This window comes from Streptomyces diacarni, assembly GCF_003323715.1.
Lineage (GTDB): Bacteria > Actinomycetota > Actinomycetes > Streptomycetales > Streptomycetaceae > Streptomyces > Streptomyces diacarni.
This window is the reverse complement of sequence record NZ_QOIN01000048.1, coordinates 247,584-274,480: the sequence shown is the minus strand read 5'-3', so window position 1 is coordinate 274,480 and position 26,897 is coordinate 247,584. Positions and strand designations below refer to the sequence as shown.

At 74.1% G+C, this 26,897-nt stretch carries 23 protein-coding genes; 9 read left to right on the top strand and 14 right to left on the bottom strand.

Annotated features, from left to right (window positions below; genetic code table 11):
- Positions 1 to 205: 205 nt before the first annotated feature.
- The 8 genes from DTL70_RS23085 to DTL70_RS23050 all read right to left on the bottom strand — a co-directional run bounded on the left by DTL70_RS23085 (position 206) and on the right by DTL70_RS23050 (position 10,849).
- Positions 206 to 3,529 carry an SAV_2336 N-terminal domain-related protein gene (locus tag DTL70_RS23085; protein WP_245979706.1) on the bottom strand — a complete coding sequence of 1,108 codons (3,324 nt, stop codon included), beginning with the start codon at positions 3,527 to 3,529 and terminating at the stop codon, positions 206 to 208.
- A 7-nt stretch (positions 3,530 to 3,536) separates the two neighbouring features.
- Positions 3,537 to 4,607 (bottom strand): AAA family ATPase, encoded by a 1,071-nt coding sequence (locus tag DTL70_RS23080; RefSeq protein WP_114023886.1) that lies wholly within the window; start codon positions 4,605 to 4,607, stop codon positions 3,537 to 3,539.
- A complete protein-coding gene (locus DTL70_RS23075) occupies positions 4,604 to 6,895 on the bottom strand; it encodes a VMAP-C domain-containing protein (RefSeq protein ID WP_114024257.1) in 2,292 nt (763 codons plus the stop codon). Before DTL70_RS23075 ends, DTL70_RS23080 begins: the two co-directional genes overlap by 4 nt.
- A 490-nt stretch (positions 6,896 to 7,385) precedes the next feature.
- On the bottom strand, positions 7,386 to 7,829 hold the full coding sequence (locus DTL70_RS23070; protein WP_245979568.1) for a CU044_2847 family protein: 444 nt from the start codon (positions 7,827 to 7,829) through the stop codon (positions 7,386 to 7,388).
- 92 nt (positions 7,830 to 7,921) lie between these two features.
- Positions 7,922 to 9,079: a PadR family transcriptional regulator gene (locus tag DTL70_RS23065; protein WP_114023885.1), complete on the bottom strand. Its 1,158-nt coding sequence runs from the start codon at positions 9,077 to 9,079 to the stop codon at positions 7,922 to 7,924.
- A gap of 1 nt (position 9,080) precedes the next feature.
- On the bottom strand, positions 9,081 to 10,052 hold the full coding sequence (locus tag DTL70_RS23060) for a DUF4097 family beta strand repeat-containing protein (RefSeq protein ID WP_114024256.1): 972 nt from the start codon (positions 10,050 to 10,052) through the stop codon (positions 9,081 to 9,083).
- A gap of 305 nt (positions 10,053 to 10,357) precedes the next feature.
- Positions 10,358 to 10,543 (bottom strand): DUF6104 family protein, encoded by a 186-nt coding sequence (locus tag DTL70_RS23055; protein WP_114023884.1) that lies wholly within the window; start codon positions 10,541 to 10,543, stop codon positions 10,358 to 10,360.
- 96 nt (positions 10,544 to 10,639) lie between these two features.
- Positions 10,640 to 10,849, bottom strand: coding sequence for a hypothetical protein (locus DTL70_RS23050; protein ID WP_114023883.1), 210 nt, complete (start codon positions 10,847 to 10,849; stop codon positions 10,640 to 10,642).
- Positions 10,850 to 11,073: 224 nt separating this feature from the next.
- Between DTL70_RS23050 and DTL70_RS23045 the strand changes: the two genes are divergently transcribed.
- Positions 11,074 to 12,333, top strand: a complete 1,260-nt coding sequence (locus DTL70_RS23045; RefSeq protein WP_114023882.1) for a sensor histidine kinase — start codon at positions 11,074 to 11,076, stop codon at positions 12,331 to 12,333.
- A gap of 31 nt (positions 12,334 to 12,364) precedes the next feature.
- Here the strand turns inward: DTL70_RS23045 and DTL70_RS23040 are convergent, their stop codons facing one another.
- Positions 12,365 to 14,248, bottom strand: a complete 1,884-nt coding sequence (locus tag DTL70_RS23040) for an FAD-dependent oxidoreductase (RefSeq protein ID WP_245979566.1) — start codon at positions 14,246 to 14,248, stop codon at positions 12,365 to 12,367.
- 104 nt (positions 14,249 to 14,352) lie between these two features.
- Positions 14,353 to 16,152: an AMP-binding protein gene (locus tag DTL70_RS23035; protein WP_114023881.1), complete on the bottom strand. Its 1,800-nt coding sequence runs from the start codon at positions 16,150 to 16,152 to the stop codon at positions 14,353 to 14,355.
- Between the two features lie 144 nt (positions 16,153 to 16,296).
- Between DTL70_RS23035 and DTL70_RS23030 the strand changes: the two genes are divergently transcribed.
- Both DTL70_RS23030 and DTL70_RS23025 read left to right on the top strand, forming a co-directional pair.
- Positions 16,297 to 16,839: a flavin reductase family protein gene (locus tag DTL70_RS23030; protein ID WP_114023880.1), complete on the top strand. Its 543-nt coding sequence runs from the start codon at positions 16,297 to 16,299 to the stop codon at positions 16,837 to 16,839.
- A gap of 53 nt (positions 16,840 to 16,892) precedes the next feature.
- Entirely contained in the window at positions 16,893 to 17,486 is a 594-nt protein-coding gene (locus tag DTL70_RS23025; protein ID WP_114023879.1) for a hypothetical protein, read from the top strand.
- A 157-nt stretch (positions 17,487 to 17,643) separates the two neighbouring features.
- On the opposite strand, the gene DTL70_RS23020 is transcribed toward DTL70_RS23025, so the two are convergent.
- On the bottom strand, positions 17,644 to 18,240 hold the full coding sequence (locus DTL70_RS23020) for a TetR/AcrR family transcriptional regulator (protein ID WP_114023878.1): 597 nt from the start codon (positions 18,238 to 18,240) through the stop codon (positions 17,644 to 17,646).
- 165 nt (positions 18,241 to 18,405) lie between these two features.
- Here DTL70_RS23020 and DTL70_RS23015 point away from each other — a divergent pair, with 165 nt between their 5' ends.
- Positions 18,406 to 18,990, top strand: a complete 585-nt coding sequence (locus DTL70_RS23015) for a dihydrofolate reductase family protein (protein WP_114023877.1) — start codon at positions 18,406 to 18,408, stop codon at positions 18,988 to 18,990.
- A gap of 110 nt (positions 18,991 to 19,100) precedes the next feature.
- Here DTL70_RS23015 and DTL70_RS23010 read toward each other — a convergent pair whose 3' ends face one another.
- On the bottom strand, positions 19,101 to 19,748 hold the full coding sequence (locus DTL70_RS23010; RefSeq protein WP_114024254.1) for a PadR family transcriptional regulator: 648 nt from the start codon (positions 19,746 to 19,748) through the stop codon (positions 19,101 to 19,103).
- Between the two features lie 190 nt (positions 19,749 to 19,938).
- On the opposite strand from DTL70_RS23010, the gene DTL70_RS33660 reads away from it, so the two are divergent.
- The 5 genes from DTL70_RS33660 to DTL70_RS22980 all read left to right on the top strand — a co-directional run bounded on the left by DTL70_RS33660 (position 19,939) and on the right by DTL70_RS22980 (position 24,519).
- The gene (locus DTL70_RS33660) at positions 19,939 to 20,340 is read left to right on the top strand and encodes a hypothetical protein (RefSeq protein WP_181861042.1); all 402 of its coding nucleotides are present in this window, start codon (positions 19,939 to 19,941) and stop codon (positions 20,338 to 20,340) included.
- A 124-nt stretch (positions 20,341 to 20,464) separates the two neighbouring features.
- Complete coding sequence (locus DTL70_RS23000; RefSeq protein WP_114023876.1) at positions 20,465 to 21,607, top strand: LLM class flavin-dependent oxidoreductase; 1,143 nt, start codon at positions 20,465 to 20,467, stop codon at positions 21,605 to 21,607.
- Positions 21,604 to 22,482 carry a glucose 1-dehydrogenase gene (locus DTL70_RS22995; RefSeq protein WP_114023875.1) on the top strand — a complete coding sequence of 293 codons (879 nt, stop codon included), beginning with the start codon at positions 21,604 to 21,606 and terminating at the stop codon, positions 22,480 to 22,482. The genes DTL70_RS23000 and DTL70_RS22995 overlap by 4 nt, the downstream gene beginning before the upstream one ends.
- Positions 22,479 to 23,552, top strand: a complete 1,074-nt coding sequence (locus DTL70_RS22985; protein ID WP_245979563.1) for an alpha/beta hydrolase — start codon at positions 22,479 to 22,481, stop codon at positions 23,550 to 23,552. The genes DTL70_RS22995 and DTL70_RS22985 overlap by 4 nt, the downstream gene beginning before the upstream one ends.
- Positions 23,553 to 23,691: 139 nt before the next feature.
- Positions 23,692 to 24,519 carry an alpha/beta fold hydrolase gene (locus DTL70_RS22980; RefSeq protein WP_114023874.1) on the top strand — a complete coding sequence of 276 codons (828 nt, stop codon included), beginning with the start codon at positions 23,692 to 23,694 and terminating at the stop codon, positions 24,517 to 24,519.
- A 52-nt stretch (positions 24,520 to 24,571) separates the two neighbouring features.
- Here DTL70_RS22980 and DTL70_RS22975 read toward each other — a convergent pair whose 3' ends face one another.
- Positions 24,572 to 25,750 (bottom strand): tyrosine-protein phosphatase, encoded by a 1,179-nt coding sequence (locus DTL70_RS22975; RefSeq protein WP_147266805.1) that lies wholly within the window; start codon positions 25,748 to 25,750, stop codon positions 24,572 to 24,574.
- Positions 25,751 to 25,852: 102 nt separating this feature from the next.
- Positions 25,853 to 26,896, bottom strand: coding sequence for an acyl-CoA dehydrogenase family protein (locus tag DTL70_RS22970; protein WP_114023872.1), 1,044 nt, complete (start codon positions 26,894 to 26,896; stop codon positions 25,853 to 25,855).
- Between the last annotated feature and the right edge of the window lies 1 nt (position 26,897).

The following is a 26,897-nucleotide window of genomic DNA, read 5'->3' as shown; positions in this document are numbered from 1 at the left end:
GAGGGCCCGGGCCACGGGACGTGCCATCGGTCCGCACGGCCACGCTCTTCTCCTCCCCTAGAACCCCGCCCAGGGGGCGGTAGCCACGGATGGTTTTCCTTTCCCGTAGCAGGTATCCGGAAACACGTTCGCAGTACACGACCGTCGCATTCGGCCGCTCCTCACGCCACGGCACCCGTGCGACGCACCTCGTCGGACCCCCGGATCACCCCCCCGACGCACGCCCCGATTCGGCCACCCGGGCCCTGGTGTCACGCACCTCGTCCCACGGAACATCAGCCAGGTGGCCTGCCAGCAACTGCCATTCGGCGTCCGCCGCGCGGTAGTCGGCCAACGCGTCCACCTCGCGGCCCTGCGCACGGTGGAAGTCGCCGCGCGCGTGCAGCGCCCTGGCCACCGTGAGGGACCCGCGCTCGTGAACGCCCGCCACCTCCTCCAGCGCGCTGGTGAGCTCCGCACCCGCCTGCTGGGACTGCGGCGTCCCCACGGGGAACAGGGCACGGGCCCTGCCCAGCCGCAGCCACGCCTGCGCCCGGCTCTCCGCGTCCGTGCCCTGCCGGGCCGCCTGCTCCAGCAGATGGCAGCCCTCGTACAGATCGGGCCTGAACTCCTCCGCGTCGTAGCGCAGCAGCAGCACACGGCCCAGCAGCAGTGCCGCACGGGCCACCGCGGGGCTGCCCGTCGGTGCGCGGGTGAGCGCCTCGCGCAGGATGCCCTCGGCGCGGGAGAGGTCGCCCGCGCCGGTGAGCAGCATCTCCCCCCACTCGGTGAGCAACTCGCCGCGCTGGACGCTGTCCGGCGAGGTGAACCGTTCGGCTTCGGTGTACGCCTGGGCGGCGGCCGCCCAGTCGTGGGTCTCGCGCAGCACGCGGGCGCGTTCCCTGGCACAGCGCAGCCGCAGGCCCGTCCGCTCCCCCGCGACCGCGTCAGCCCGCGTCAGCACCTCCAGGCGTTCTCGAGGCGGCGCGCCGCTCAACCGCAGCGCGGACGCCAGGTCGAGCAGGACACCGCAGCGCTGGGCCGCCACCTCCTCGCGGCGCTCCGTGGCGGTGGCAGGGCGGCCGGACGGGCTGCCCTGCCGGACGGAGGGTGCGTTCCGCTGCGTGGCCGCGTCCCCTCCGGGCGGTGACGCGGCGGGCTCAGGCACCCGCGTGGACGCCTCCAGCGGGGTGACCTGCTCGGTACCCGCGCCGTCCTTGCGACGGCCGTCCTCCGCCGACCGGCCGGAGGTCGGGCCTGCGGGGTCGGTGGGGGCGCTGGAGTGCTCGGGGGTCCCGGGCGCGCGGTCAGCCAGCATGTCGCTCACTTCGCGGAGTTCGCTGACGGCCTCGAGGGCCGCCCTGTGGCGGTGTTCGGGTGCTGCGTGGGCCAGCGCGAGCAGCACCCGGCCCAGTCGGAGTTTACGGGTCAGCTCGGCGTCCGGGGGCAGCGCCGGGTCCGCCGTGTCCCCCGTGAGGCGGCCGGCCAGCGTGCGCAGCAGCCGCTCGGCGCGCAGCAGATGCCGCACCCCTCCGCGCGCCTGCCACAGGTCGTTCTCGACACCGGCCCGCTCCAGCAGGGTCGCGGGGGCGTCGTCCGTCAGCAGTTCGGCGGCGTCCCGCAGCAGCGGTTCGGCGCCCTGCGGGCTGCGCCGTTGGGCGGCCGTTCCCGCGAGGGCGCGCAGGACGCGGCCGAGGGCCAGCCGGGCGCGCGGGCTGTCCCGGTCGGCGGCGCGTGCGGCCTCCCCCACCGAACGGGCCCGGTACAGCAGTTGGATGTCCCGTTGGGCCCGCCACTGGCCCAGCAGCCGCTCGGTTTCGGCCACCTGGTCGGCCGCGTGCGCGTCGGGCAGGTAGAAGCGGACGACCTCGGCGGGGATGGTGGCGAACAGCTCGTCGACCTCGTCGTCGTCCCGCGGCGAGACCAGCGGGCCTTCCTCGTCCTCCCCGGTGAGCTGGGCGACGGCCAGGGCCGCGAAGTTGCGGGTGCCCTTGCCGAACCGCTGCTCCACATGGTCGGACAGGTGTTTGAGCGTGAGAACGGCCGCGCTCTGGTCCAGCGACTGGAGCAGCAACTCCCGCACGCCAGGCGCGAACGTGTACCGCGGCCCGTACGCGGACGCCGCCACCTCCCCCTCGCACTCCTCCTCGGGCAGCCGCGTCAGCAACCCCGAGAGCAGGACCTCGGCCAGCTCCATCGGCCCCGTGTCCGGCAGCATCGCCTCCTGGACCAGGTGGATGACCGGCAGCAGCAGCGGGACGACGGACAGGTGCAGGGCCAGATCCAGCGCACCGGGCGAGGCGGTGTTGCGGAACTCCCTCAGCAGCGTGCGCGGCGGAACGCCACCCGGCGCCGTGCGCGGCGGCGGCATCGCCGGGTGCCGCGGCAGCACCCAGGCGGCGGCCCCCGGGACCGCGCGCTCACCACCGCTGCCCAGCAACCGCGCCCAGTTGCCCAGCGCCTCGGGCGTCGGCAGCAGCACGGGCACGGCCACCGCGTCGGCGGGCGGCAGCGGACCGTACCCCTCGGGCTCGAACGTGACACGCCCGCCGGAGCCGCGCTCCCGCAGCAGCGTCCCCGGCTCGGCCGGCAGCGCCGTGCGCGGCCACAGGCGGGGCGGCAGCGGCTGGACGACGGCCAGCGGAGAGCGCCCCGACCAGTGGTGCAGCAGCCGCTGGGCGCGGCCGTCCTGCCACAGCGCCCCCACGCAGTCGCTGACGACCAGGGTGAGCCGCCGGCCCGTGGTGTCGCGGTACTGGTCCGCGGGGCGCAGCCGCGTGCTGCCGTCGGCCGGTCCCGTGCCGATGAGCGGGGAACCGTCACGGGCGCGGTAGAGGTAGCGGACCTGCACGTCACGGAAGACGCCGAGCTGTTCGAACGTCTGGCGCAGCCGCTCCAGCGTGGGCTGCCACACGGACGCGGTCGGCGAGGCGTCCATGATGAGCTGGATCTCGCTGTAGCGGCGGATCGCGGTGCCGAACACCGGCAGCACCGTGGCGGAACGGGCGCTCAAATCCGCGGTGGCGGCCTCGTCCAGCCCCCCGGTCGCCGGGGGGAGCGGCGGCCGGTAGCCGTGCAGCGGGCGCAGCGCGTGCTGCAGCTCCAGCAGCCCGGACAGTGACCCCGCCGCCGGGGCGCGCACCGGGAAGCCGGGGGACGGCGCGCCCCCGTGCCGGCGCGGAGCGAACAGCGACACCGGCGCCGTCCGCTCCGTGGCCGCCGCCGGTGCCTCGTCCGGCTCCGTCTCCTCGTCCTCGTGCGCCGGCGGTGCCGACGGCTGCGAAGGGAGCGCTCCGCTCTCGGTCCTGGGCGAGCCGGTGGCGCCCGCGGCCGCGTCCGCCTGCCCGGGGGCGGTGAACCGGGCGAGCCACAGCGCCTCGGCCACTTCCTCGGACGAGGGCTCCCAGCCGGCGGCCCGCAGCCGCGCCACCAGCTGAGCCACCTCCCCGACGGCCAGGGCTTCCTGGACGGCCGTGGAGGGGCGCGGCGGGCTCGCCTCGGACCGCGCACGGCCACGCGGCCGTCGCGGCGGGGGCGGCGCCGGGCTCATCAGCGGGTCACCTCGGGCGATCGAGGGGGCGCAGCAGCATCTCGGCGAGCCGGTCGCGGGTGACCCTCTCGACGCCCGAGGCGCGCTGTGTCAGGAACAGTGCGTTGAGCAGCTGGTCGGTGGCGATGACCTGCCCGGGCTCGCGGCGCAGGAACCGCTGAACCAGCTCGGCGCCCTCCTCAAGCGCCTCTTCACCCAGATGTGCGGATACCATCGCGGCCAGCTGCTTGTCGCCCGGCGGTTTGAGGTCGAGCTGGATGCACCGGCGCAGCAGCGCGGCCGGGAAGTCCCGCTCGCCGTTGGAGGTCAGCACGATGAACGGGAACGCCGTACACCGCACCCGCCCGCCCTCGATGGGAACCTTGTCGCCGTCCGCGGTCAGCACCTCGGTGACCGGCTCGCGGTCGGCGATGCGCTCCAGCTCCGGAATGGTGAACTCGCCGTCCTCCAGGACGTTGAGCAGGTCGCTGGGCAGGTCGATGTCGCTCTTGTCCAGCTCGTCGACCAGCAGCACCCGGGGCAGCGGCACTCCGTCGGGGCCCTCCTGCGCGGGCAGCAGCGCCGTGCCCAGCGGACCAAGCCGCAGATACGACCCGATCGGGGGGCGGGCGGGCGCCGAGTCGCTCTCGCCGGCCACGGCACGGTCCAGCTGGACGTCCTGGAGCCTGCCGATCGCGTCGTAGTGGTAGAGCCCGTCCGCCAGCGACGTACGGCTGACGATCGGCCAGCGGAGCACCCGGCCGAGACCCAGCTCGTGCGCGACCGCGTGCGCGAGCGTCGACTTGCCGGTACCCGGGTTGCCGGTGACCAGGAGGGGGCGGCGCAGATACAGCGCCGCGTTGACCGCCTCCACCTCCTCGGGACGCGGATGCAGACTCTCCACCAGACGCCGCCGCGCACCCAGCCGCCGCGCGGTGTCGGCGCCCTCGGTGTCGTCGGCGTCGTCGCCCTCCGCGCCGTTCGGGCTGTCGGGTCCGGTGCCGGCACCGGTGAAATCGCGCCACGGAGGCGGCTCGGGCAGTCCCCGCACGCCCTCGTGCGGCACACCCGCGCCGCGGTAGATGCGCCAATCGCTCACGATGTGCTCCTCAACGCTGTCGACTGCCTGGGCATGAGCGGTGGTTCGCGCAACGGTTCGTCCCCAATGGTCCTGTGGGGCGGATCGTAAAGCAGGACGATATGCCGTGCCCAGGCCGCTGGGTGGTCAATTGGCGCACTGTTCACGCCAGTTGACCCCTCCGTGTCCCAGCTCCCCCCGTCGCCCAGGTCGGCGTTGGTGTTCCGCAGCGCCCTGATCTCCTGCGGAAGCTGCCGCGCCGAGTGGACCTGGCGCAGCAGCGCGGCAGCCCGCTCGTGGAACTCCTCGCAGTCGTCGTGGTCGAGCTGGTCGCCGCACGAGTGCCGCCACAGCGCCACCGCGTGCCCCGCGCCGAGCGCCGCCGCCATGGCGCGGGCCCCCGGGCCGCTGCCCGTCCGCGCGCAGTACACGGGAACGGCACCGGGCGGCGCGGCCAGCAGCCGCCCGTAGGCGGCCTGCCCGCCCTCGGGCACCGACGCGCCGTGCCCGGACACGGGCACCTCGCGCCGCAGCGGCACAGCCTCCATCGGGCCGCCCAGCACCGCGGCCGCCCTGGTACGGGCCTCCGGGGTGAACCCGTGGTCCCTGCGCGACCTGTCACGCACCACGACCAGTCGACGCTGCCCCAGCGGCACAGCGTGCGGATTGAACGGATCGTCCGGATCGTAGGGGCGCACCCGCCACTCGTCCACCGGCTCGTCGAAGAGCGCGCGCGGCAGCAGGAACTCCACCGCCGCCAGGTGATCGTCCACGTCGCACTGGTCGAGCGCCTGGGACAGCGCACCGCGCACGGCCTCCTCCAGCCGGGGGCGCGGCACCTCCTCGCGGCTCTGGTCGACGATGGACTCCTCCCGCTCCCCGTCCTCCTCGGCCTCGTCCGCGCCGTCGTCAGCGGCCAGCAGCTCGTCCTTGTCAGCCGAGCGGACCAGCAGCACCCGCCAGGCGTGCCGTCCCGAACCGTAGATGTCGGGCTCCACCTCCACCAGCACATTGGCCCTGGCCGCCGACGCGGGACGGTGACTCTCCAGCACGGTGGGGACACGGGCCCTGATCACGTCGTTGAGCAGCGTGTGCGCGGTGCGCTCCACCCAGCCGCGCAGCTCCGCCAGGGCGCGCACCGAACGCGGCGACGCCGCCGCACCCGAACGGGTGAGTGCGGCGACCACCTTGGCGGCGTACAGCACCACGGCCTCCAGCGCCAGATCGGGAGAAGGCTCCTCCGCCGCCGCGTCGCTGTCCCGCGGCTCGTAGAGCAGACCCGCGCCCTCCCGCCAGGAACGGGGATCGTGCTCGTTCAAGGTGTAGGGGAGGCGCAGCACCATGTCCCGCGCCTCGTTGGCCAGTTGCAGCACCTGCCCGGCGCCCGTCGGCGGCTCCACCTCGGCGAACAGCGCGTACAGCTCCGCCCGCCGGTCCACCGTGAACCCGTAGGCCGGCTCCCCGCCCATGGGACCCAGCCGCGCGTGCTGGCGATACCAGCTGTGCCCGAACCCGTGGTAGCGCCGCAGGTGGTAGCGGTCGTGCGCGGACAGCACCTCGTGCAGCACCCGCGCCCCTCGCGGCCCCGCGTCACACAGCCTGCGCAGCGCGGTGACCCGCGTGGCCACCCCGGTGTGCGGACGGGAGCCCTTGCCCTTGCTGACGCCGAGCACCGCACCGCGCCGCTCGTCCAGCACCGGGCCGCCCGAGCAGCCTTCCGTCAACTCGTCACCGCTGAGCATCAGGGGGCGGCCCCGCACGCCCGTGGCCGTCGCCAGCCCCGTGAAGAACATCTGCTCGCCGCGCTCCGGGCCCGGCACCCAGCCGTACAGCCCGATGGCGGCCGGGGTGAGGGCCGAGCGGTCGCTCAGCCACAGGCAGTCCACGTCCGTCGCGTCCGGCACCCGTACGAGTGCCAGATCGGGGAACGGCCACGGCGCCGGCGGCTCTTCGGGGTTCTCGGGCAGCGGCAGCCCGAACGCGAGCTCGCCGAGGAGCACCGTGCTCTGCGCGTCGTCGCCGACCGTGATGCCGATGGCGCGATCCCCCCTCCACACGCTCGCGGCGCCCTTGCCGACGACATGGGCACACGTGAGGACCCAACCAGGCGCGACGAAGAACCCGCTCCCCCAGAACGAGCGCCGCCCCGCGAGGGGCGCGGCGATCCCGCGCACTCCGTCACCGCTCACTCCGTCACCGCGGCCGCCGCTGACGCCGCCGCCGCTGCTTCCGTCGTACCCCTCGGGCGGTGCCCCGATGCGCACGACGGAAGCGCGAACGGAGTCGGCGAGGCCCGTGGGGGCGTTCACGCGGCACAGGGCGCGCACAGCAGCACGCCGAATCGTGGCCTCCCGCACCGCGCGGCTCGCACTCCGGTCACAGCACTCCCCCCTCTACGCCCCGTTCCCCCGTCACTTCCTTCTGTGAGATGCCTGAGGTAGCAGGCTAGTCCCCGGGTCCGACAGACGGGAGAGGCGGCGCCCCGACATCCCCCGCACAGCCCGTACTCACGGCAGGGGACGGCCACTCCCCCGCCTGCGCAAGCGGGTTCGGGTGCGCACCCGAACCCGGGCCGAGGCCGAGGACGAGGACGAGCCGGGCCGAAGCCGGGTGCCGGGCCGGGCCCGGACGACGGGCGACCCGACCTGACGCTGGGCTGCCCGGCCCAAACCGGCCCGGCGGCCCAACCCGCCGGGAGGACTCGGAGCTTGGCGGTGCTCACGCGCGCCCGCGCGCGGCACCCGCTCACCGCCTACCACCGCCGCGCGCGCCGACCCCTGCTCAGCCGCGCCCCGCGCGTCACCCGCCCTGCGGGGCGGTGCCGGGTGTGGCCGTGCCGTCCGCGGTCCGCGTGGCTCCCGTCGTATCGTCCTCGCCGTCGCCGTCGCCGTTCCGCTGGTGCGCCGCGTGCCACGTGAGGGTGACCGAAACCGAGGCCTTGGCCTCCCCGTCGGCGAGGACGGCGGCGAGGGCCTTACCCGACTTGACGGCCAGCTCGACGCCGAACGTGGCGCTGACCTCGTCCGGGCTCGCCTGGCGGGCCGCCCTCAGCACGGCCGACCCGACACCGCTGATCACTTCGTTGAGCTGCTGGGCCCGCGCGATGAGCTGGTCCCGCGTGCCCACATCGTCGTACTGGAACTCGTCGGCCCCCGGCGGGACCTCGTCCTCGTCCAGAACCCGGACCTGTGCCAGCAGGGTTTCACCGCCCGGCAGCGTGATCTCCCGGATCTCCCGCTTCATACGTCCCCCTCGCCGCGTTCACACCAACGGCCCTGCGCCGCCCTCCTATTGAACATCCACGGCGGCTGCTCGCGCGAGCGTGGGCGGCGGCGTCACGCGCCCGGCGAGCCCCTCTTCCCCTCCGCCCCGCTCCCCCCATGGGCCCCGTCCGCCGCATGGGACGCGGTGGTCGTGTCGGCCGTGGCGCCGTCCGCTCCCGCCTCGGCACCGCGCAGCACAACACCGATATGGGCGGCGGCAGTCGACAGGTGGCGGTGCACCTCGCGCAGTTGCCCTTCGCTGACGCCGTGATCGCGGGCGGCGTCACGCACGTCGTCCCGGAAGCGGTCCAGGAGCCGTTCGAGATCGCGCGCCGGGTCACCCGTGGAGTCGGCCATGGGGGCCTCGGCCTCGGCGTCCGGGTCGGTACCGGCCGGGTGCGGGCGTACGTACGGCGGCCAGGGTGTGGCCGCTCCCGTGACCCGCCCCAGGCTGCCCATGCCGCGGGCGAATTCGGACATGCCGTCGCGAACGGCCCCCGCCCAGTCACCCGCCTGCACTCGGGACTGCACCTGATCCTGCACATGGTGGGCGAGCCGCTGCACCTCGGCCAGCGCCTCGGTGTGGGCCTCCCGCTCCTTCCTCGCCTGGCGCTTGGCGCGCTGCGCCTCCTCCTTGGCCTTGCGGGCCTGCTCCTTCCACTCGTCCTTGGCCCGGCGCATCTCCTCCTTGGCGTACCGCCACGCCTCCTTGTCGCCCCAGACCCCCTCCCAGCCCTCGCCCCAGCCGTCGTCCCAGCCGGCGGGCTTGTCCCACCCCGAGGTGGCGCCCCGCGAAGATCCCGAGGTGGCGTCCTTCCCCGCGCGGGCCTGCTTCGACCGGTGGCGCGTGCTCCGTGCCTGCTCGCGCATCTCGCGGCGCAGGTCGCCCGCCGTCCCGCTGACGTCCTCGCGGATGTCGCCGGCGAGCGCCGCCACGGAGTCACGAATCTCGATCTCCAGCTCGGCCAGCTCCGCCTGCCGGCCGTCGAGTTCGGCCCGGCCTGCCTCGGTGATGGCGTATACCTTGCGGCCGCCCTCGGTCGTGTGGCTGACGAGCCCCTCGGCCTCCAGCTTGGCCAGCCGCGGATAGACGGTGCCGGCCGAGGGCGCGTACAGGCCCTGGAAGCGCTCTTCGAGGAGACGGATCACCTCGTAGCCGTGGCGCGGCGCCTCGGCGAGGAGCATCAGCAGATACAGGCGCAGTCGGCCGTGCGCGAAGACGGGGGGCATGTCACAGGTCCTTCGGCGAGGAGGGGTTGCCACGGGTCGCGGAGCCACCCGGAGGTCCGGGCGAGCGGGCGCCACCGGCCGCCCCGGCCCCCTGGGCGGCGGCGACGCGGTCGCCGGGATGCGGCCCCTCCCCCGGGCCGTCCGCCTCGGGCGGGCGGCGGAGCAGCGCCACACCGCCGGAGACGTTGTTGGCCCGCAGGGTGCCGCGCCCGCCGCCCAGGGCACCGGTCACCCTGCGGCAGCCCCAGCCAGTGGTCGTCAGCTCGTCGAAGGCGCTGGAGACGGCGCCGCCGCCCGCGCTCTGCGCCTCCACCGCCAGGTCGGCGTCGGCGGGCAGTCTGACGGCCAGCTCACCCGAGACGCTGTTCAGCCGGATGTCCGCGGGGGCGTCCGCCCGGGAGGAGCTCAGATCGAGGATCATCGCGCCGCTGACCGAGTCGGCGGTGATCGCGCCGAGGGCGCCGTCGACGCACGTCAGATCACCGGAGACCGTGGAGAAGCGCAGCGGCCCCGACAGCCGCTGGGTCTCGATGTCTCCCGAGACGGTCTCGGCCGTCACCGGACCCCGCAGTCCGACGAGTGTCGTCGCACCCGAGACACCGGCCACCTGCGTGCTGCCGTGGATGCCGGAGACGACGGCGGTGGCCCCCACCACTCCGACCGACAGCGCGGCATCCGCCGGCACCCGCACCGACACCTCCACCTTGCGGCGTCGGCCCTTGCGGTCGAGCCACTTGAGGAAGCCGCCCCAGGGCAGGTCCTCGTAGGCGACGACCAGCCGGCCGCCCTCACGTCGCACGAGCAGGGGCGGCCCCTCGACCTTGCCCACCTCGACGCGGGTGGCCGTCTCCTGGGTGCCGACCACGTTGACCGTCCCGCCCACCACGCGCACGTCCAACTCCGTGACGGGGTCGTCGAAGTCGATCCGCCACGGCTCGGTGATCTGCCACGACCGGTCGTCGGATGCGGGCACGGCGGCCTCCCCAGGCTCGGCGCTGCCGTACGCGCGACGCGGCACGGCGCGCGGCCACGGCACATCGCGGTGGCGCGCGACGCCCCGCCGGCGCCTCCGCACACGGCAACGACATATCGCGTCTCTCGATGAACACGATATGTCGTGTGTCGCGACAGGCGCAACCCCCTCGCGAGTGAGGGCGGGCCCGGCCGCCCTCAAGCTCGGGCATCCTCGGACCGCGACACCCCTGGGACCACCGGCGCCCTCAGACCACCAGCGTCCACAGAGCGCCCGACGCCCTCAGACCGCCGACGCCAGCGCCCTCAGTCCTCGTCGTCGTCCTCGTCGTCCAGCCGCGCCAGCCAGGTGGCGAGCCGCTCCACCGGAACCTCGAAGTCCGGGTTCAGATCGACGAAGGTCCGCAGCTGCTCGGACAGCCACGCGAGGCTGACCTCTTCCTCGCCGCGCCTCTTCTCCAGCTCTTCGATGCCACGGTCGGTGAAGTACACGGTTCTGCTCCTGGTCGGATGCGCGACCGCGGGGCGGTCACGGGACTACGGGCGCGGCCTGCGGCCGTCATCCCAGGGTATGCCGGACCCGGAGGGTCACTCGTGCCGCCCGACGGCGTCCGAGGCGGCGCCGACCGCGAGGCCAAGGGCGATGAGCAGCACGCAGACGTAGATCTCGTAGCCGTCGAGGAAGGCGAGGTGGTCGACGAGAGCCCACTTGTCGAACCAGCCGATGAACGTGTGGGCGATGCCGCCCGCTCCCTGCGCGATGAGGAGGAAGGCGACGAAGCCGAGAAGATTCTTCATACCCGCAGACTGGCGGCGGCCGGGGCTTGAGGGGATCGGGCTTCGGGAGCGGAAAGGGCGGCGGAAGTCCGCGAGAGGGAGCGCCCGTGTCCTGCCGAGGTCGCCGCTCGGTCCTCCCGAAGTCTCCGCCCCGGTTCTACCGAAGTCGCCACCCGGCCCTACCGAGGTTTCCGCCTGCGCCCTGGCCGGGACAGTGGCCCGGCGGCGACCGTAGATTGCACGGCATGGGGTCTGAGCACATCAGCGGCGCCGGTGTCCGGCGGACGGGGCGACGCAGCGCACGCGACTGGGCGGTGGACATCGGCGCGTTCCTGTTCGCCGGGTGCTTCCTGGTGCTGAGCACCGACGCGGTCGCCCTCGACCCGGGTACCTCACCGACGGCGCTCTTCCTCGACCAGCTGCGGGGCGGGCTCGCCTGCGCGGCGCTCTTCCTGCGGCGCCGGTGGCCGGTGCAGCTCGCATTCGTGCTGCTGGTGGCCGAGCCGTTCTCGCACTTCGTCACGGGACCGATCCTCGTCGCGCTGTTCACTGTCGCGGTCAGCAGGCCGCCACGGGTGACCGCGTGGGTGGCGGCGTTCGCCTACGCGCCGATGCCGTTCATCCTCGCGAGCGGCCCTGCGGCAGGCGACCCCAGGACCGAGTCCGCACTCGCCTACTTCGTGCTGCTCGCCGGGGCGCTCGGCTGGGGGCTGTATGCCCGCTCCCGGAGGGAGCTGCTCTCCTCGCTCCGGGAGCGGGCCGAGCACGCGGCGGCCGACGCGCGGCGCGAGGCCCGCGAGGACGTGGCACGCGAGATGCACGACGTCCTGGCCCACCGGCTGTCGCTGCTGAGCGTCCACGCCGGAGCGCTCGAGTTCAATCCGCGCGGCGATCCCGCGCAGGTGGAACAGGCGGCGGGTGTGATCCGGGAGAGCGCGCACCAGGCGCTGCAGGACCTGCGGGAGGTCATCGGCGTGCTGCGGACGCCCGAACAGGTGGACCATCCGCAGCCGGTGCTCGCCGACGTGGAGCGGCTCGCGGACGAGTCCCGGCGGGCCGGTGCCCGCGTCAGACTCGACCTCGACGTGGCGGGCGGGCTGGGGAACGCGCCCCCCGTGACGGGCCGCACCGCGTACCGCATCGTCCAGGAGGGGCTGACCAACGCGCGCAAGCACGGCGCGGGGCCCGGGACGCCCGTCTCGGTGACCGTGCGCGGCGCCTCGGGGCGCGGCCTGACCGTCGAGGTCCGCAATCCGGCGGGCCGCGACGGTCCGCAGGCAGAGGTGCCCGGGGCCGGTCTGGGCCTCATCGGTCTGACCGAACGCGCCCAGCTGGCGGGCGGCACCCTCGAACACGGCTGGGACGGCGCGGACTTCCGCCTCAGTGCGACGCTCCCCTGGGACGCCGCGGCGCCGGTGCACGGACGCGCCGGAAGGGCGGGCACGCAGGACCGCACGGAACGGAAGGTCGCGGGCGAAGCCGAGAGGGAGGGCACCACCGCGTGACGAGCCAGTACGGTTCGGGACGGCCTGTGTCTCACCCGCGCGCGGTGTCCGCCGCGCCGCCCGCCATGTGGCCGACCGCGGCGTAGGCGAAGGTCATCGCCGGCCCGATGGTGGCTCCCGGGCCCGGATAGGTCTCGCCCATGACGGCGGCCGAGGCGTTGCCCGTCGCGTAGAGGCCGCCGAGGACGCTGCCGTCCTCGCGGAGCACCCGGGCGTGTTCGTCGGTGGTGAGGCCTCCCTTGGTGCCCAGGTCGCCGGGGACGACGGGGACGGCGTAGTAGGGCGGTTTGGCGAGGGGTGCGAGGTTGGGGTTGGGGAGGGTGGGGTCGCCGTAGTAGCGGTCGTAGGCGCTGTCGCCGCGGCCGAAGTCCTCGTCGCTGCCCTGGCGGGCGAAGGTGTTGAAGCGTGCGATCGTACGGGCGAACCTGTCGGCGGGGACGCCCATCCCGGCGGCCAGTTCCTCCAGCGTGCCGGCCTTTTTGACGAAGCCGCTCCCGACCAGTTCGCGGGGGAAAGGGCGGCCGGGGAACAGCCCCATGAACAGGTAGCGGGCCTTGGAACGGGCGTCGAGGACGAGCCAGGAGGGCGCGGTCTCGGCACCGGTCTTCTCGCGGTGCGCGTACATCGCGTCGACGAACTCGTGGTACGGGGCGGCCTCGTTGACGTACCGCTCGCCGCGCCCGTCCACGACGGCCATGCCGGGGATGCCGCGGTCGGCGACGAGGAAGAAGGGCGCCTCCCTGCCGGGGACCACCACCGAGGGGGCGCCCCACACCTTCTCCATCAGGTCCACACCCGCGCCCAGCCGCAGGCCCTCCCGCAGGCCGTCGCCGTCGTTGCCCTCGGGTGCCGAGCTCCAGGCGGCGCGGGTCGGCGAGGGCAGGTAGCGCTCCCGCAGCCGCTGGTTTCCGGCGAAGCTGCCGGAGGCCAGGACGACGCCGCGCCGGGCGCGGAAGGTGACGTCCCGCCCGTCGTGCCGGGCGCGTACGCCGTTCACGCGGCCCGCCTCGTTCGTCAGCAGCCGCGTCATGGGGGCGCCCAGCCACAGGTGGCCGCCCAGGACGCCGAGGGAGTGGCGGAGCCGGGCGACGAGGGCTTCCCCCAGGGCGATGGGCTTGCTGCCGTCGGCCAGGGCGCGGGCGGCGCGCAGCCCCACGCGCAGGGAGGCGCGCTTGCCCGCCCAGGTGCGGGTGACCATGTTGAGGTAGCGGAAGTCGTAGGAGGTGAGGGTGAGCCCGTAGGTGGGCAGTGCGGCGCGGCGCATCAGGGCCCGCTCGGCGGCGGGCAGCCGGTTCAGGTCGAAGATCTCGGGCTCGATGGAGCGGCCGCGTGCGAAGCCGCCGGGGCGCTCGGGGTAGTAGTCGCTGTAGCCGTCGGTGTGGACGAATCTGACGTCGGTGCGGTCGTGGAACTCGCGCACCATGCGCGGCCCCTGGTCCAGATACGCCTCCTTGCGCGCGCCCGGCACGCGGTCGCCGACGGTGGCGTCCAGGTAGGCACGCCCCGCGGCGCGGCTGTCGCCGAGTCCCGCCTCGGCGAGGTGGAAGGTGTCGGGTATCCACAGTGCGCCGCCGGAGAGCGCGGTGGTGCCGCCGTACAGCGGCGTCTTCTCCAGGACGACGACGGAGAGGCCGCGCAGCCGCGCCGTCACCCCTGCGGCCAGGCCGCCGGCGCCCGAGCCGATGACGACGACGTCGTAGGTACGGGACGCCTCGGCGCGGGACACCTCGGTGGCGGGCGCCTCGGTGGCGGGCGCCTCGGCAGGCGACACATCGCTACGGGACGCCTCCCTGCCCGACTCTTCGGTGCGGGACGTGCCGTCCAGGAAGCTCTCGTCGGTGTGGGCCCCTCGGGTGTCCTCGCCGGTCCGGCCGCGCGCCGGGCCGCCGCTGCTCACACGGTTCATACGGCTCATGCGGGGACGTTAGGCGCGGGCCGCGGTGCGCGCTCACGGCTCTTCCCGGTGGGTGGGAGACCCCGCAGGGGCCGGCCGGATGGCCGCACCAGCCGTCGGACGCGTCACCGCTCCTGGCCGGCCGCTCCGGTGGGCGCGTGGCGGGCGCGCAGCACGTTCTTGAGGACCTTGCCCGAGGCGTTGCGGGGCAGCGCGGTGACGGCCGTGACGGTACGGGGCAGCTTGTAGTTGGCGAGCCGGGCGCGGGCCCAGTCGGCGAGGCACCCCTCCAGTGCGGCGGCGTCGGCACCGGCGCGGGGCACGACGTAGGCCGCGCCGACCTCGCCCAGGCGCGCGTCCGGTACGCCGATCACCGCCGCGTCGGCCACATCGGGGTGGCCGCGCAGCGCATGCTCGATCTCTGCGGGGTAGGTGTTGAAGCCGCCCACGATGTACATGTCCTTGAGCCGGTCGGTGAGGGTGAGGTAGCCGCGCTCGTCGAGGCGGCCGACGTCTCCGGTGCGCAGCCAGCCTTCCGCGTCGAGCGCGGCGGCCGTCGCCTCGGGATCGTCGCAGTAGCCGCGCATCACGTGGCGCGCCCGCAGCCGGATCTCCCCCGGTTCGCCGGGGGCCGCCTCGGTGCCGTCGGCGGTGACGATCCGCACCTGTGTTCCGGGCAGCGGCAGTCCCACTGTGCCCGCCACGGTGGCCGCGTCGGCGGAGGTGGGACAGACGGTGGCGACACCGGCGGACTCGCTGAGCCCGTACGCGGTGAACACCTCCGCCGCGCCCAGCTCCCGCCTGATCCGCGCCACCAGGTCGACGGGTACCCCGGCTGCTCCCGTACCCGCCAGTCGCAGCGAGGACAGGTCGCTGGTGAGGCGGTCGGGGTGGTCGATGAGGGTGTGGAAGATGGTCGGCGGCCCCATCAGCACACTGACGCGTTCCCCGGCGACGCGGCGCAGGGCGCGGCCCGCGTCGTAGACGGCCTCGGGCACCATCGTCGTCCCGGTCAGCAGGCACGCCAGCACGCCCGCCTTGTAACCGAAGGTGTGAAAGAACGGGTTGAGGAGCAGGTAGCGGTCGCCCGCGCGCAGTCCGACCGCCCGCGCCCACTCGGTGAACGCCTCCAGCGTCTGACCGTGCGTGATCTCGACCCCTTTGGGCCGCCCGGTGGTTCCCGACGTGTAGAGGATGTCGCAGAGGTCGTCGGGGGTGACGGCGGCGGCGCGTGCGGCGTACTCCCGGTCGCCGACGCCGACCGCGCGGTCGAGGAAAGCGGCGTACGGGAGGGCGGGCCACTCCGCGCCACCGCCCGGCGGAGCGGACTCGCAGGTGGGCAGCGTGACCGTCGACTCCAGGTCGGGCAGCGGCTCGCCCGAGTCGGTGAGGGAGCGGGCGTAGTCGGTGCCGAGGAAAGAACCGACCGTGAACAGGAAGCGGGCGCGGGAGCGGCGCAGGATGTCGGCGGCCTCGGCCGGCTTGTAGCGCGTGTTCAGCGGTACGAGGACGGCGCCCACGCTGACGGCACCGAGCGCGGCGGTGATCCAGTGCCGCGAGTTGGGGGCCCACACGGCGACCCGGTCGCCCTTGCGCACCCCGTGGGCGAGAGCCGCCTTCGCGCTGCGTACGACGTGGGCCCGCAGCGTGGCGAAGCTCCAGCGGACCTCCCCGCCCTCCCTCCCGGCCCCTTCGTCGTCCGGGTACTCGACCAGCGCCTCCCGCTCGGGGTAAGCGCCCGCGGCGAAGGCGGTCAGCTCGGCGAGGGTCGCCGGCGGTCGCGTCCCGCCGGGTCCCTGCGGGGCGGGTCCCTGCGGGGCGGCGGCCTCCGGAAGACCGGCGGAGACGGGGTGAGCAGGGGGAACAGGGTGCGTGGGGTGAGCGGGCCGGGCTGGACGGACGGGCCGGTCGGCGCGTGCGGTCATGGCTGGGGCCTTTCGAATCACCGTGCGGGATGCGGGGGTTGACGCGGCGGCGAGGGCGGTTTTCAATCCGGATTGCCCGGAGAGGTATTTCGATTAGGAATACCTCTCTCACAGGTATCGGTCTCCACGGAAGCGAGCGTCCCAATGAGTGCGACATCCCCCGCGACGGCCGCCCAGAGCGGGTCCGCCGCAGCGGCCGTGGCCGTCGGCCCCGAGCTGATGCGTCAGGTCATGAGCAGCTTCTGCACGGGCGTCGCGGTCGTCACCGCGGCGGGCGACGACGGCGCACCGGCCGGCATGGCCGTACAGTCCTTCGCCTCCCTCTCCCTCGACCCGCCGCTGGTCTGCTTCGCCCCCGCCCGGACCTCGACGAGCTGGCCGCGCATCCGGGCAGCGGGCCACTTCGCCGTCAGCATCCTGGCCGAGGACCAGCACGCCCTCTCCCGTTCGTTCGCCGTCAGCGGCGGCGACAAGTTCGCCGGCGTCGCCTGGCACCCGGGACGCAACGGCGCCCCCCTCCTCGACGGCGCCCTCGCCTCCGTCGAATGTGCCGTCGAAACCGAGCTGCCCGGCGGCGACCACACCATCGCCGTGGGCCGCGTCACCGCCCTCCACCAGCCCCGCGAAGCGGGCCCCCTGCTCTACTTCCGGCGCACGTACGGGGTGTACGGGACGCACGCGGCGTGAGCGCGGGCAGGGGGCGCTGAACGACGCACAGGTCGTGTCGCCATACTGGCCTCGTGGAGCAACGACCTGACACAGCCGAGCCCGCCGTGCTCAGCGCAGGCACGGACCCGACGTACGTCCCCGGCCTCGACACCCTCGCCGTCGCCGCCGCGGACAAGGAATCCGGCCAAGGAGCGGCGTCGTCGCGGAAACCCGACACCGGGAGCGACGACGAGGAGCGGACGACGGAGCCCGCCGAGCCGGCCGAGGCGGACCACGACGATGCCGACACCGACTCCGACACCGACCCCGACGCGGAGGCCGACAGCGACGCGGACAAGGACGAGGAGCAGGAGGAGGAACAGAAGGAGGAGCCTTTCGAGGGGCCCTCGTTCGAGGTCGCGGACCGCCGGTCCGCCATCGTCGTGGACGGCCGCGGCGTGACGCTTCGTCTCGACGACGCGGAGGCCGGGTTCGAGTGGAGCGAGATCGGCGCCGTGGAGATCGGCGCCCCCCGGTTCGGCCGCCGCTTCCGGATCTGCGTCTGCACGACAGGGCACCGCCGCTTCGACGCCGAAGTCGAGGCGGCCTCCCGGAAGCAGGTCAAGACGTGGTCCGACGAACTCGACTCCGTGCTCGACACCTGGTTCGACGACAGCACGGACTGACGGCGGCCTGCCACCGCCCCGGGCCCCGCTGACCGAGTTCAGTGGGTGACGCCCGCTGCGGTGGCGGAGGAGCGTCCGGTGAGGCGGGCACAGGTCGTACAGGTCCCCGGCGACCGGGCGAGGTCCGGTCCGCGCGGCCGCGCGGGGCGCCTCGGGGCTACCCGTGAGCGCCGGGCACGCTGTCACCGAACACCCGGGGCACCATCGCCGCGATGAGGCGGTCCACGTCGTACGGAGCGCTCAGGATGTCGGGGAGCGTCATCTCGTCCACGAGCAGGCCTGTCATCGCCAGGTAGAGGAGGGCGACGCCCATGTCGTCGCCCGGCATGCCGATCTCGTTGTGGTAGGCGATCAGGCCGTTGAACTCGTCGCGCAGGAAGCCCGTCAGCTCCTCGTACAGCTCGGGCCGCCGGGTGGCCTCCAGACGCAGTTCCATCATCGCCAGGTAGCTGCTGCGGTCGGCGCGCATCCGGCCCACCACGTCGTGCATCAACTCGACTTCGAGGGCGAGCGTGCGTGGGGCACTCATCCGTTCGGCCACCGCCGCCTCGTCCGGGGTGAGGCGTTCGCGGGTGCGGCGCATGACCTGGGTGAGCATGTCGCCGCGGTGGGCGAAGTAGTTGGACGCCGTGCCGGTGGGGACGGCCGCCTCCTTGTCGACGGCACGGAGCGTCAGCCCGCGTGAGCCCTCACGGGCCAGTACCTCGATGGCCGCGTCGAGCAGCGCCGCGCGCCGCTCGGTGTTCTGCCGCATGACTGGTCTCCTGCCTCCGCCGGGAACGCACGTGATTCTCCTTGACACCACTGTAGTTGCAGTACTACGTTCACACCACTGCAAGCGAAGTGGTGCAATTGAAGTAGTACAGCTGAAGCAGTGCGCTCGCAGTAGTCCAGATGAACTGACCATCAGGGGGCACCTATGCGCAAGCTCGTCTACTACGCCGCCGTCACGCTCGACGGCTTCATCGCGGGGCCCGAGGGAGAGTTCGACTTCTTCCCCATCCCCGACGGATTCGACGACCTGGCCGCCGCGATCTGGGAGGAGCTGCCCGAGACCGTCCCCACGCAGGCCCGTTCGGCGCTGGGCCTCCCGGACCGGCCCAACCGAAGGTTCGAGGTGGCGCTGATGGGGCGCGGCAGCTACGAGCCGGGCCTGAACGAGGGGGTCACCAGCCCCTACGCGCACCTGCGTCAGATCGTCTTCTCCCGCACCCTGACCGGCCAGGACCCGGCCGTGGAGATCGTGGCGGACCGCGACCCGGCCGAGGTCGTGCGGGAGTTGAAGCAGCAGGAGGGGGGCGACATCTGGCTGGTCGGCGGCGGAAAGCTGGCGGCCGCGCTGCTGGGGGAGATCGACGAGCTGATCATCAAGCGCAACCCGATCGTGGCCTGCGCCGGCATCCCCCTCTTCGACGGGGCGTTCTCCCCGACGGCGTTCCGCCCCGTCACCACCCGCGAGTACCCCTCGGGGGTCAGCAGGACGACCTACGAGCGGGTGCGGTGACGCACCGCGAGTGCGGTGGCGCACGTGGAAGGGTGACGCGCGTGGAAGGGTGGCGCGCGTGGAAGGGTGGCGCGCGTGGAGCGGTGGCGAGCCGGAGCGGTGAGCCGACGTTATGTGCCGGGCTCCCCGTGGCCTGGCGCGTCCCGTTCCCGCGCCAGTTCGTCGAGGTCGGCCAGCATGTCCTCGGCGAGCCGGCGCTCGGCCTCGTAGTAGCGCTCCGCCCAGCGCAGCACCAGCCGCGGGTACGCCCACGAAGGTTCCTTCTCTGCCCCCTCGGCGTCCAGCCTGGCACGGTGCACCATCTTGTCGGCGTTGGCCTGGTGTTCACGCAGAATGTCGCGGGCCTGGTCCTCCTCCAGGAGGTGGCCGAGCCAGATGCGGAGCATCACGCCGTGCTTGAGCACGGGCGGTTCGACGGCCGCGCCGCGGGCCCACTCCCGTACGGCACGCCGACCCGCGTCGGTGATCGAATAGACCCGTTTGTCGCGGTTGCCCGTCGCCTGCGGGACGCTGCGCGAGGTGACGTAGCCGGCCCCCTCCAGGCGTTTGAGCTCGCTGTAGATCTGACTGAAGGAGGGCGACCAGTAGAAGAAGCTCAGCGACCAGTCGGCCCACTTCTTCAGGTCGTAGCCCGACAGCTCCTGTTCGAAGGAGAGCAGCCCCAGTACCGCCCAGCTGGTCGGCGGCAGCGGGCGTCGCCCGGCGGTTCGACCGCCCTTCGGCGCCGCGTCGTCCGTCCCCGTGCTCTCCTCCGCCATCGTGCCCCGCACGCCTTTCGTACGCCGTACGCCGCCGCGTACCGCACCTTCCGTACCGGCACCCGCCGGATTCCGTCCCGGCCGCCGACTCTACGCCGTCGGGCTCCGTGAGCCAGGGGCAGTGGGCGGGCCCCCGCACCCCCGTCCCGCTCTGGTGACCAGCCGGAGCCGGCGACCGAGGAGCCGGACGGTGGCGGGACAGCGGGCAGCCGGTCAACGCGGCGGCGAGGCCCGCCGACCCGGCCGCCGCGAGGCCGCCGACCGGAACGGACACGTCGACGGCCACCGGGACGAGCGGGGAGCCGAGCGCGAGACCCGCACCCTGCGCCATCTCCTGCTCCGCGAGGGGCAAGCCGTTCCCGGAGCGCCGCACTGGCAACCTCGAACGGGCCGGTCAGCCCTGGCGGGTGGCGTTCGAGAGCAACGCAACGGCCTGGCCGGTGTGCACGCGGCGGTACGGGCGGGGCCGGCCGTCGCGGCACTCCAGGCCGCGAACCGCGAACCGGCCCTGGCGTGCCGCGAGGCGGACGCCTTGCCCACCCTGCCGGACGTCGAACTCGGGACCCGCACCCGGGGACCCGCGCCCGCGTGAGGCGGCGCCTCGTAAGACCGCGTCCTCAAGGCCCCCTCAAGGCCCCGTAAGACCCCGTAAGGCCGCGTCCCGGTCAGTGACACGTCTCGCTCAGCGAGGGAGATATTCCTGTTAGGAATACTCCATGAAGTTCTCGATGATCTTTGAAGCGCAGCTGGCGGACCCCTCGCCCGCCCAAGAGCGGCAGGTCCTGCACGACTGTGTCGAGCAGGCCGTCTTCGCCGAGGAGATGGGGTTCGACCGCGTCTGGGCGGTCGAACACCACTCGCTCGCCCAGTACGCACACATGTCGGCCTCGGAGATCTTCCTGACGTGGGTCGCGGCACGGACCCGGCGCATCCGGATCGGCCACGGCGTGGTGACCATGCCGTTCGGCTACCAGCACCCGGTGCGGGTGGCCGAACGGGCCGCGATGCTGGACGTCCTCAGCGGCGGCAGGGTCGACATCGGAGCGGGGCGCGGGGCCACCAAGCAGGAGATGTCGATGTTCGGGGTACGGCCCGAGGACACGTATCCGCAGCTGGAGGAGGCGCTGCGGATCTTCTCCGCCGCCTGGCGCGAGGAGCGGTTCGAGTGGCACGGCTCGCTCGACATCGGCCCCGGCGCCGTCCTCCCCCGCCCCGTACAGGCCCCGCATCCGCCGCTGTTCATGGCGTGCAGCAAGCACGAGACGCTGAAGCTGGCGGCCGAACTCGGCATCGGCGCCCTGGTGATGGGGTTCGCCGGGGCCGACGACGTCCGCGCGATGCGCAAGGTCTACGACGACGCGCGCGCCGCACGCAGCGGCGAGCGCTTCGTCTCCGACAGCGCCAACGACCACCTCTCGGCGCTCTGCCCCACGGTCGTGCTGGACGACGCCGACCTGGCGCTCCGCCTCGGCGCCCGCGGCCAGCGCTTCTTCGCCGAATCGATCGCCCACTGGTACGGCAACGCGCCCGCGCCGACGGCCTACGCCGAGTCCCTCGGCTACAGCGACCACGTGGCGGCCATGGCCAAGGACCGCGAGGAACTGGTCGCCAAGCTGCACGAGGCCGACATCCCGGCCCGCCCGGTGGACACCGGCACCTTCAACGCCGAGCACGCCTACGGCGACGCGGCCCGCGCCGTCGACTACGTGCGGCAGCTCGCCGACATCGGCGTGGACGAGGTGATGTGCCTGATCCAGATGGGCACCGTGCCGCAGGAGGCGTGCATGGAGACGATCCGGCAGTGGGGCGAACACGTGATCCCCCGGTTCCGGACGCACGACGCGGGCGCGGAAGCGTGAGCGGGGCGGCCCGGCGGAGGTCCGCGTCCTCTCCCGGCCCCTCCCCGCACGAGCCCGCACCCCCGGAGCTCCCCGCGGATCGCGCGGATCGCGCGGATCGCGCGGACTCGCCCTACGACCTCAATGGCCGTGTCGCGGTCGTCACCGGTGCGGCCCGCGGCCAGGGCGCCGCACACGCGCGGATTCTCGCCGCCGCGGGCGCCAGTGTCGTACTCACCGACGTGCAGGAGGCGGACGGCGCCGAGTTGGCCGCGGCCATCGGCACCGCGACGCGCCGCACGGACGCGGCGCTCTTCGTGCGCCAGGACGTCTCCCGCGCCGCCGACTGGGACCGCGTCGTGGCCACCGCGACAGAGCGTTACGGCCGTCTCGACGTCCTGGTCAACAACGCGGCACTGTGGCACACGGCGCCGGTCGGCGAGGAGAGCGAGGAGTGGTTCCGCACGCTCCTCGACGTCAACCTGCTCGGCCCCTTCCTCGGGGTCCGCGCCGTGCTGCCCGCGATGCGCGAGGCGGGCGGCGGCTCCGTCGTCAACATCTCCTCCACGGCGGGCCTGGCCGGCATACCGGGGCACGCCGCCTACGGGGCCACCAAGTTCGGGCTGCGCGGAATGACCAGATCCGCGGCGCTGGACGTGGCCGCCGACGGCGTGCGCGTCAACACCGTCCACCCCGGCATGATCGACACCCCGATGATCGCCGGCGTGACGGGCGGCGGGGAGCGGGCGCGCGAGCGCGCGTACCCCAACGTGCCGATGCGGCGTATCGGGACCCCCGAGGACGTGGCCCGCATGGTGCTCTTCCTCGCCTCGGACGCCTCCTCGTACGTGACCGGCGCGGAGTTCGCCGTCGACGGCGGACTGGCGGCCCGATGAGCGAGCGAAGGACCGGCGATCCGTCGAGCGAGCGGCGGGCGGAGAGCGCGAGAGCGGCGGCGCGGGCGGAGAGCGCGGCAGCGCCGGCGGCGCGGGCCGAGAGGACGACGGCGTCCGCGGCGCGGGTGGACGATCCGCTGACGCCGGCGGCGCGCAGGGTCGTGGACGCGATGCGCGAGGCGTTCGGCGAGCTGGGGCCCGGCACCGACGTGCGCGAGCAGCGGCGCGTGGCGGCGCGGTCGTCCGGTGTGCCGCGTCCGCTCGCCTCGGTCACGGACCGGGCGATACCGGGCGCCGCCGCGGGCACCACCGTGCGGGTCCGCGTCTACCGGTCGGCGGACACGCCCGGCAGCCGGGCGCCCACCCTCCTGTTCTTCCACGGCGGCGGCTGGGTGCTGTGCGATCTGGACACCCACGACGGGCTCTGCCGCGAACTCGCCCACCTGACCGGCGCGCTGGTCGTCTCCGTCGACTACCGGCGTGCCCCCGAACACCCGGCGCCCGCGGCCGTCCAGGACGCGTACGCGGCGCTGCGCTGGGCCGCCGAGCGGATACGGGACGAGGAGGGCGGCGACCCGGGAAGGATCGCCGTCGCGGGCGACAGCGCGGGCGGCGCGCTGGCCACCGCGGCCTGCCTGCTCGCCGCGCGGCGGGGCGGCACCCTGCCGGTGGCGCAGCTGCTGGTGTATCCGGCGCTGGACCCGCGGCTGGCCACGGGTTCCATGCGGACCTACGGCGACCCCGGCGGGTACTTCCTGACCACCTCGGACATGCGCTGGTACTGGGGCCACTACCTCGCGGGCGCCGCCCCCACCCCGTGTACGGCGCCGTCACTGGCCACGGACGAGGAGCTGCGTGCCATGCCGCCGGCCTACGTCCTGACCGCCGGGTGCGACCCGCTGCGCGACGAGGGCCTGGCCTACGCGGACCGGCTGCCGTGCGCGCGGCAGCGCACCGCGCCCGGTGTCTTCCACGGCTTCCTCGCCTTCTTCGGCCTGCTCCCCGAGGCCCGCGAGGCCCTGGACGAGGCGGCGGCCTGGCTGCGGGAGCGGCTGGCTTCCCGGACGTGACGCCCCTGTGACGCCCAGGTCACCCGCGCCCCACCGACACTTTTGAGCACTCCTGCACCTTTTGCGGGACTCCTCCTTTTGGCCTAGCGTCGTACGGGACGCGTGACCCGTGGTCTGTGACCCGCGCGAGGAGGCGCCCATGAGCACCGTGACGGCCCGCGACGGTACGGAGATCTTCTACAAGAGCTGGGGTGAGGGCCCCGCGGTCGTCTTCATCCACGGCTGGCCCCTCGACGCCGACGCCTGGGACGACCAGCTGAAGCTCGTCGCCGAGAACGGCTACCACGGCATCGCCCACGACCGCCGGGGCCACGGCCGCTCGGCCCAGCCCTGGGAGGGCTACGACTTCGACACCTTCGCCGAGGACCTCAACTGCCTCCTCACCCACCTCGACCTGCGGGACGTGGTGCTGGTCGGCCACTCCATGGGCGGGGGCGAACTGGCCCGCTACATCGGGCTGCACGGTGCGGCGCGGGTCAGCAAGGCGGTGCTGCTGTCGGCGATCACGCCCGCCATGCTGCGCTCCGACGGCAACCCCGAGGGCGTACCGGGTGAGGCGTTCGACGACATCAGGAACGGCATCCTGCGGGAGCGCTCGCAGTACTGGCAGGAGCTGGCCGGGCAGTTCTTCAGCGCCGACGCCCCCGGCTCCCGCGCCACCCAGGGCAACAGGGACGCCTTCTGGTACATGGCCATGCACCAGAGCATCAAGGCCGGCGTCGACTGTGTGACGGCCTTCCAGTACACGGACTTCACCGAGGATCTGCGGCGGTTCACCGTGCCCACCCTTATCGTCCACGGCGACGACGACCGGATCGTGCCCCTTCAGGCCACGGCTCGCAGGGCGGCGGACCTCCTCCCGGACGCGACGCTGAAGGTCTACGAGGGCGGCTCCCACGGTCTCGCCCTGGTGCCCGGCGACAAGGAGCGCTTCCACCAGGACCTGCTCGCCTTCATCGGAGGCTGAACCCGGCCGCCTCCCGCACACGGGCATGTCGGGCCAACGGGCCGTCCGGCCGTCAAGGCTCCGATTCGCCCACCAGGAGTTCGTCGCGCAGGGCCGCCAGGTCGTCGTCGGCCAGGCGCAGGCCCGAGGACAGGTAGCGGTCGAAGGTGCCGTAGTCGCGGTCGACGCGCGCGAAGGACGCGTCGAGGTAGGTCTTCCGCACACCGAGCAGCGGCTCGTAGGCGTCCTCCACCGCGTCGGGCAGCTGGGCGCGTGCCTGGCGGTTGTAGGCGGTCAGGTAGCGGTTGGAGGCCAGGTAGTCGCGCACGACGGTGGAGCGGGGCACGCCCAGGGCGGTGAGGAGGGCGGCCGAGGCCCAGCCGGTGCGGTCCTTGCCCGCGGTGCAGTGGTAGAGGACCGCCTCGCCGTCCGGGTCCGCGGCCTGAGCGAACAGGTCGCGGTAGGCCGCGCGGCCGGTCTTCGCGGCGACGAAGTCTTCGTAGGAGTCCCGCAGCAGGGTGCGGGCGTGGTCCGCCGAGGTGGGCTGGGTGTTGGCGAGGGACTCACCGCCGCCCAGCACGTCGAGACGCCGCGGCCGCTGCCCCTCGCCGAGGGCGTCGGGCTGCTTGCGCGCCTCCCCTGTGGTGCGCAGGTCGAGTACGGGGTCGATGCCCAGGCGGCGCAGTGTGCGGCGGTCGGCGGCGGAGAGCCGGTCGAGGCTCGCCGAACGGTAGAGCTTGCCCATCGCCACCCAGCGCCCGTCCGCCGTGCGGTATCCGCCCGCGTCACGGAAGTTGGGCACGGAGGCGAGGCCGAGGGAGCGGTCCGCGAGCCGCAGGGAGCGGCCCTTGTCGGGCACCAGCCGGAACCACCGGCGCCCGTCCTGCTCGGCAGACCGCAGGGTGACCGCGTCACGCGCCTCCCCCTTGGCGACGCGGCCGCCCTCGCCCTCCTTCCGGCCCTCCCCGCCGCCCTCGCCCTCGCCCTCGCCCTCGCCCTCGCCCTCGCCCTCGGCGTAGACGGTGACCGATCCCGCGCCCGGGGCCGACCACCGCACCGTCGAGGCGCCGTCCGTGTGGTCGGTCACCACCGCCGAGGTGAACGGGATGACCCCCGGGGCCACTTCCGCGCGCCCCTGGCGAGACCCGTCGCCGCACCCTGCCGCCACCAGGACGACGACGCCGACGGCCGCACCGACCCGCGCACGTTTCCGGCCCCTCGGGGCTCTCGGGGTTCTCGTCATCAGTCGCATGCCGTGAACGTAGGAAGGCCGGCGCGGTGCTGACAGGCGCCCGCCCGGTGACCGGGACGAGCCGCCGCACGCGGACGTCCCGCCGCGGGGTCCCCGGCGGCGTCAGCCGGGCAGCAGCCTGTCCGCGAGGACGGCGGCCCGGCAGGCGGCCTCGGTGCCCCACGCCGTCCGCAGGGCATGGGCCTTTCGGAGGAGCAGCGTGAGGTCGTACTCGTCGGTGTAGCCGAGGGCGCCGTGCACCTGGAGCGCGGTGCGGGCCGCGCGGTGGGCTGCCCGCGCGCAGGCCGCCTTGGCGGCGGGCAGGTCGCGTGGGTCCGCCGCCGCGTCCCCGCGTACGGCCAGCGCCGCGCCGCGCAGCAGCGGCACCGCGAACTCCAGCGCGACGGCGGCGTCCGCCAGCTGGTGCTTGACGGCCTGGAAGGAGCCGATGGCCCTCCCGAACTGGTGCCGCGCCCCGGCGTACTCCACGCTGCCCGCGAGCAGCGCCTGCCCCGCGCCCAGCAGTTGCGCCGCCGTCAACAGGGTCGCCAGTGCCCGCAGGCGTCCGGTATCGCCCGGCACCGCCTCGCCCGGGGCGCACCGGATCAGGTGCCGGGTCGGGTCGACGGACGGCAGCGGGGCGCCGCGCGAGGCGGCGGTGAAGAGCGCCGAGGGGCCCGCTCCAGCGGCCGGACCCCTGCTCCCCGGCCCCGGGGCGCCGTCCCCGCGCGCGGGTACCGCGCCGGTCTCGTGCGTCAGGACGTACGCGGCGTCCGCGGCGTGGGCGTCGACCGCGTAGCCGCGGGCCGCCGGGTCGGTGACCGTCGCCAGCCTCTCGCCCGTCAGCAGCTCCTCGCTCCAGGCGGGGGTGCCCGGCAGGGCAGCCGCCACGGCGACCGTCTCGACGAGCGGCCCCGGGGCCCCGGCGTGGCCGATCTCGACGAAGGCGGCGGCCAGTTCGGCGGGGTACCAGCCGACGCCGCCGTGCTCCTCGGGCACGGCGAGGGCGGGCAGGCCGGTCGCGGCGAGGGAGCGCCACAGGGCGCGCCCGGGCGCGTGGTCGCCCGCTGCCCAGGCGCGGGCGACCTTCGGCGGTGAGGCGTCGGCGAGGATCCCGCGCACGGTGCGCGCGTAGGCGGTCTGGTCCTGGTCGGGCAGCAGGCGCATG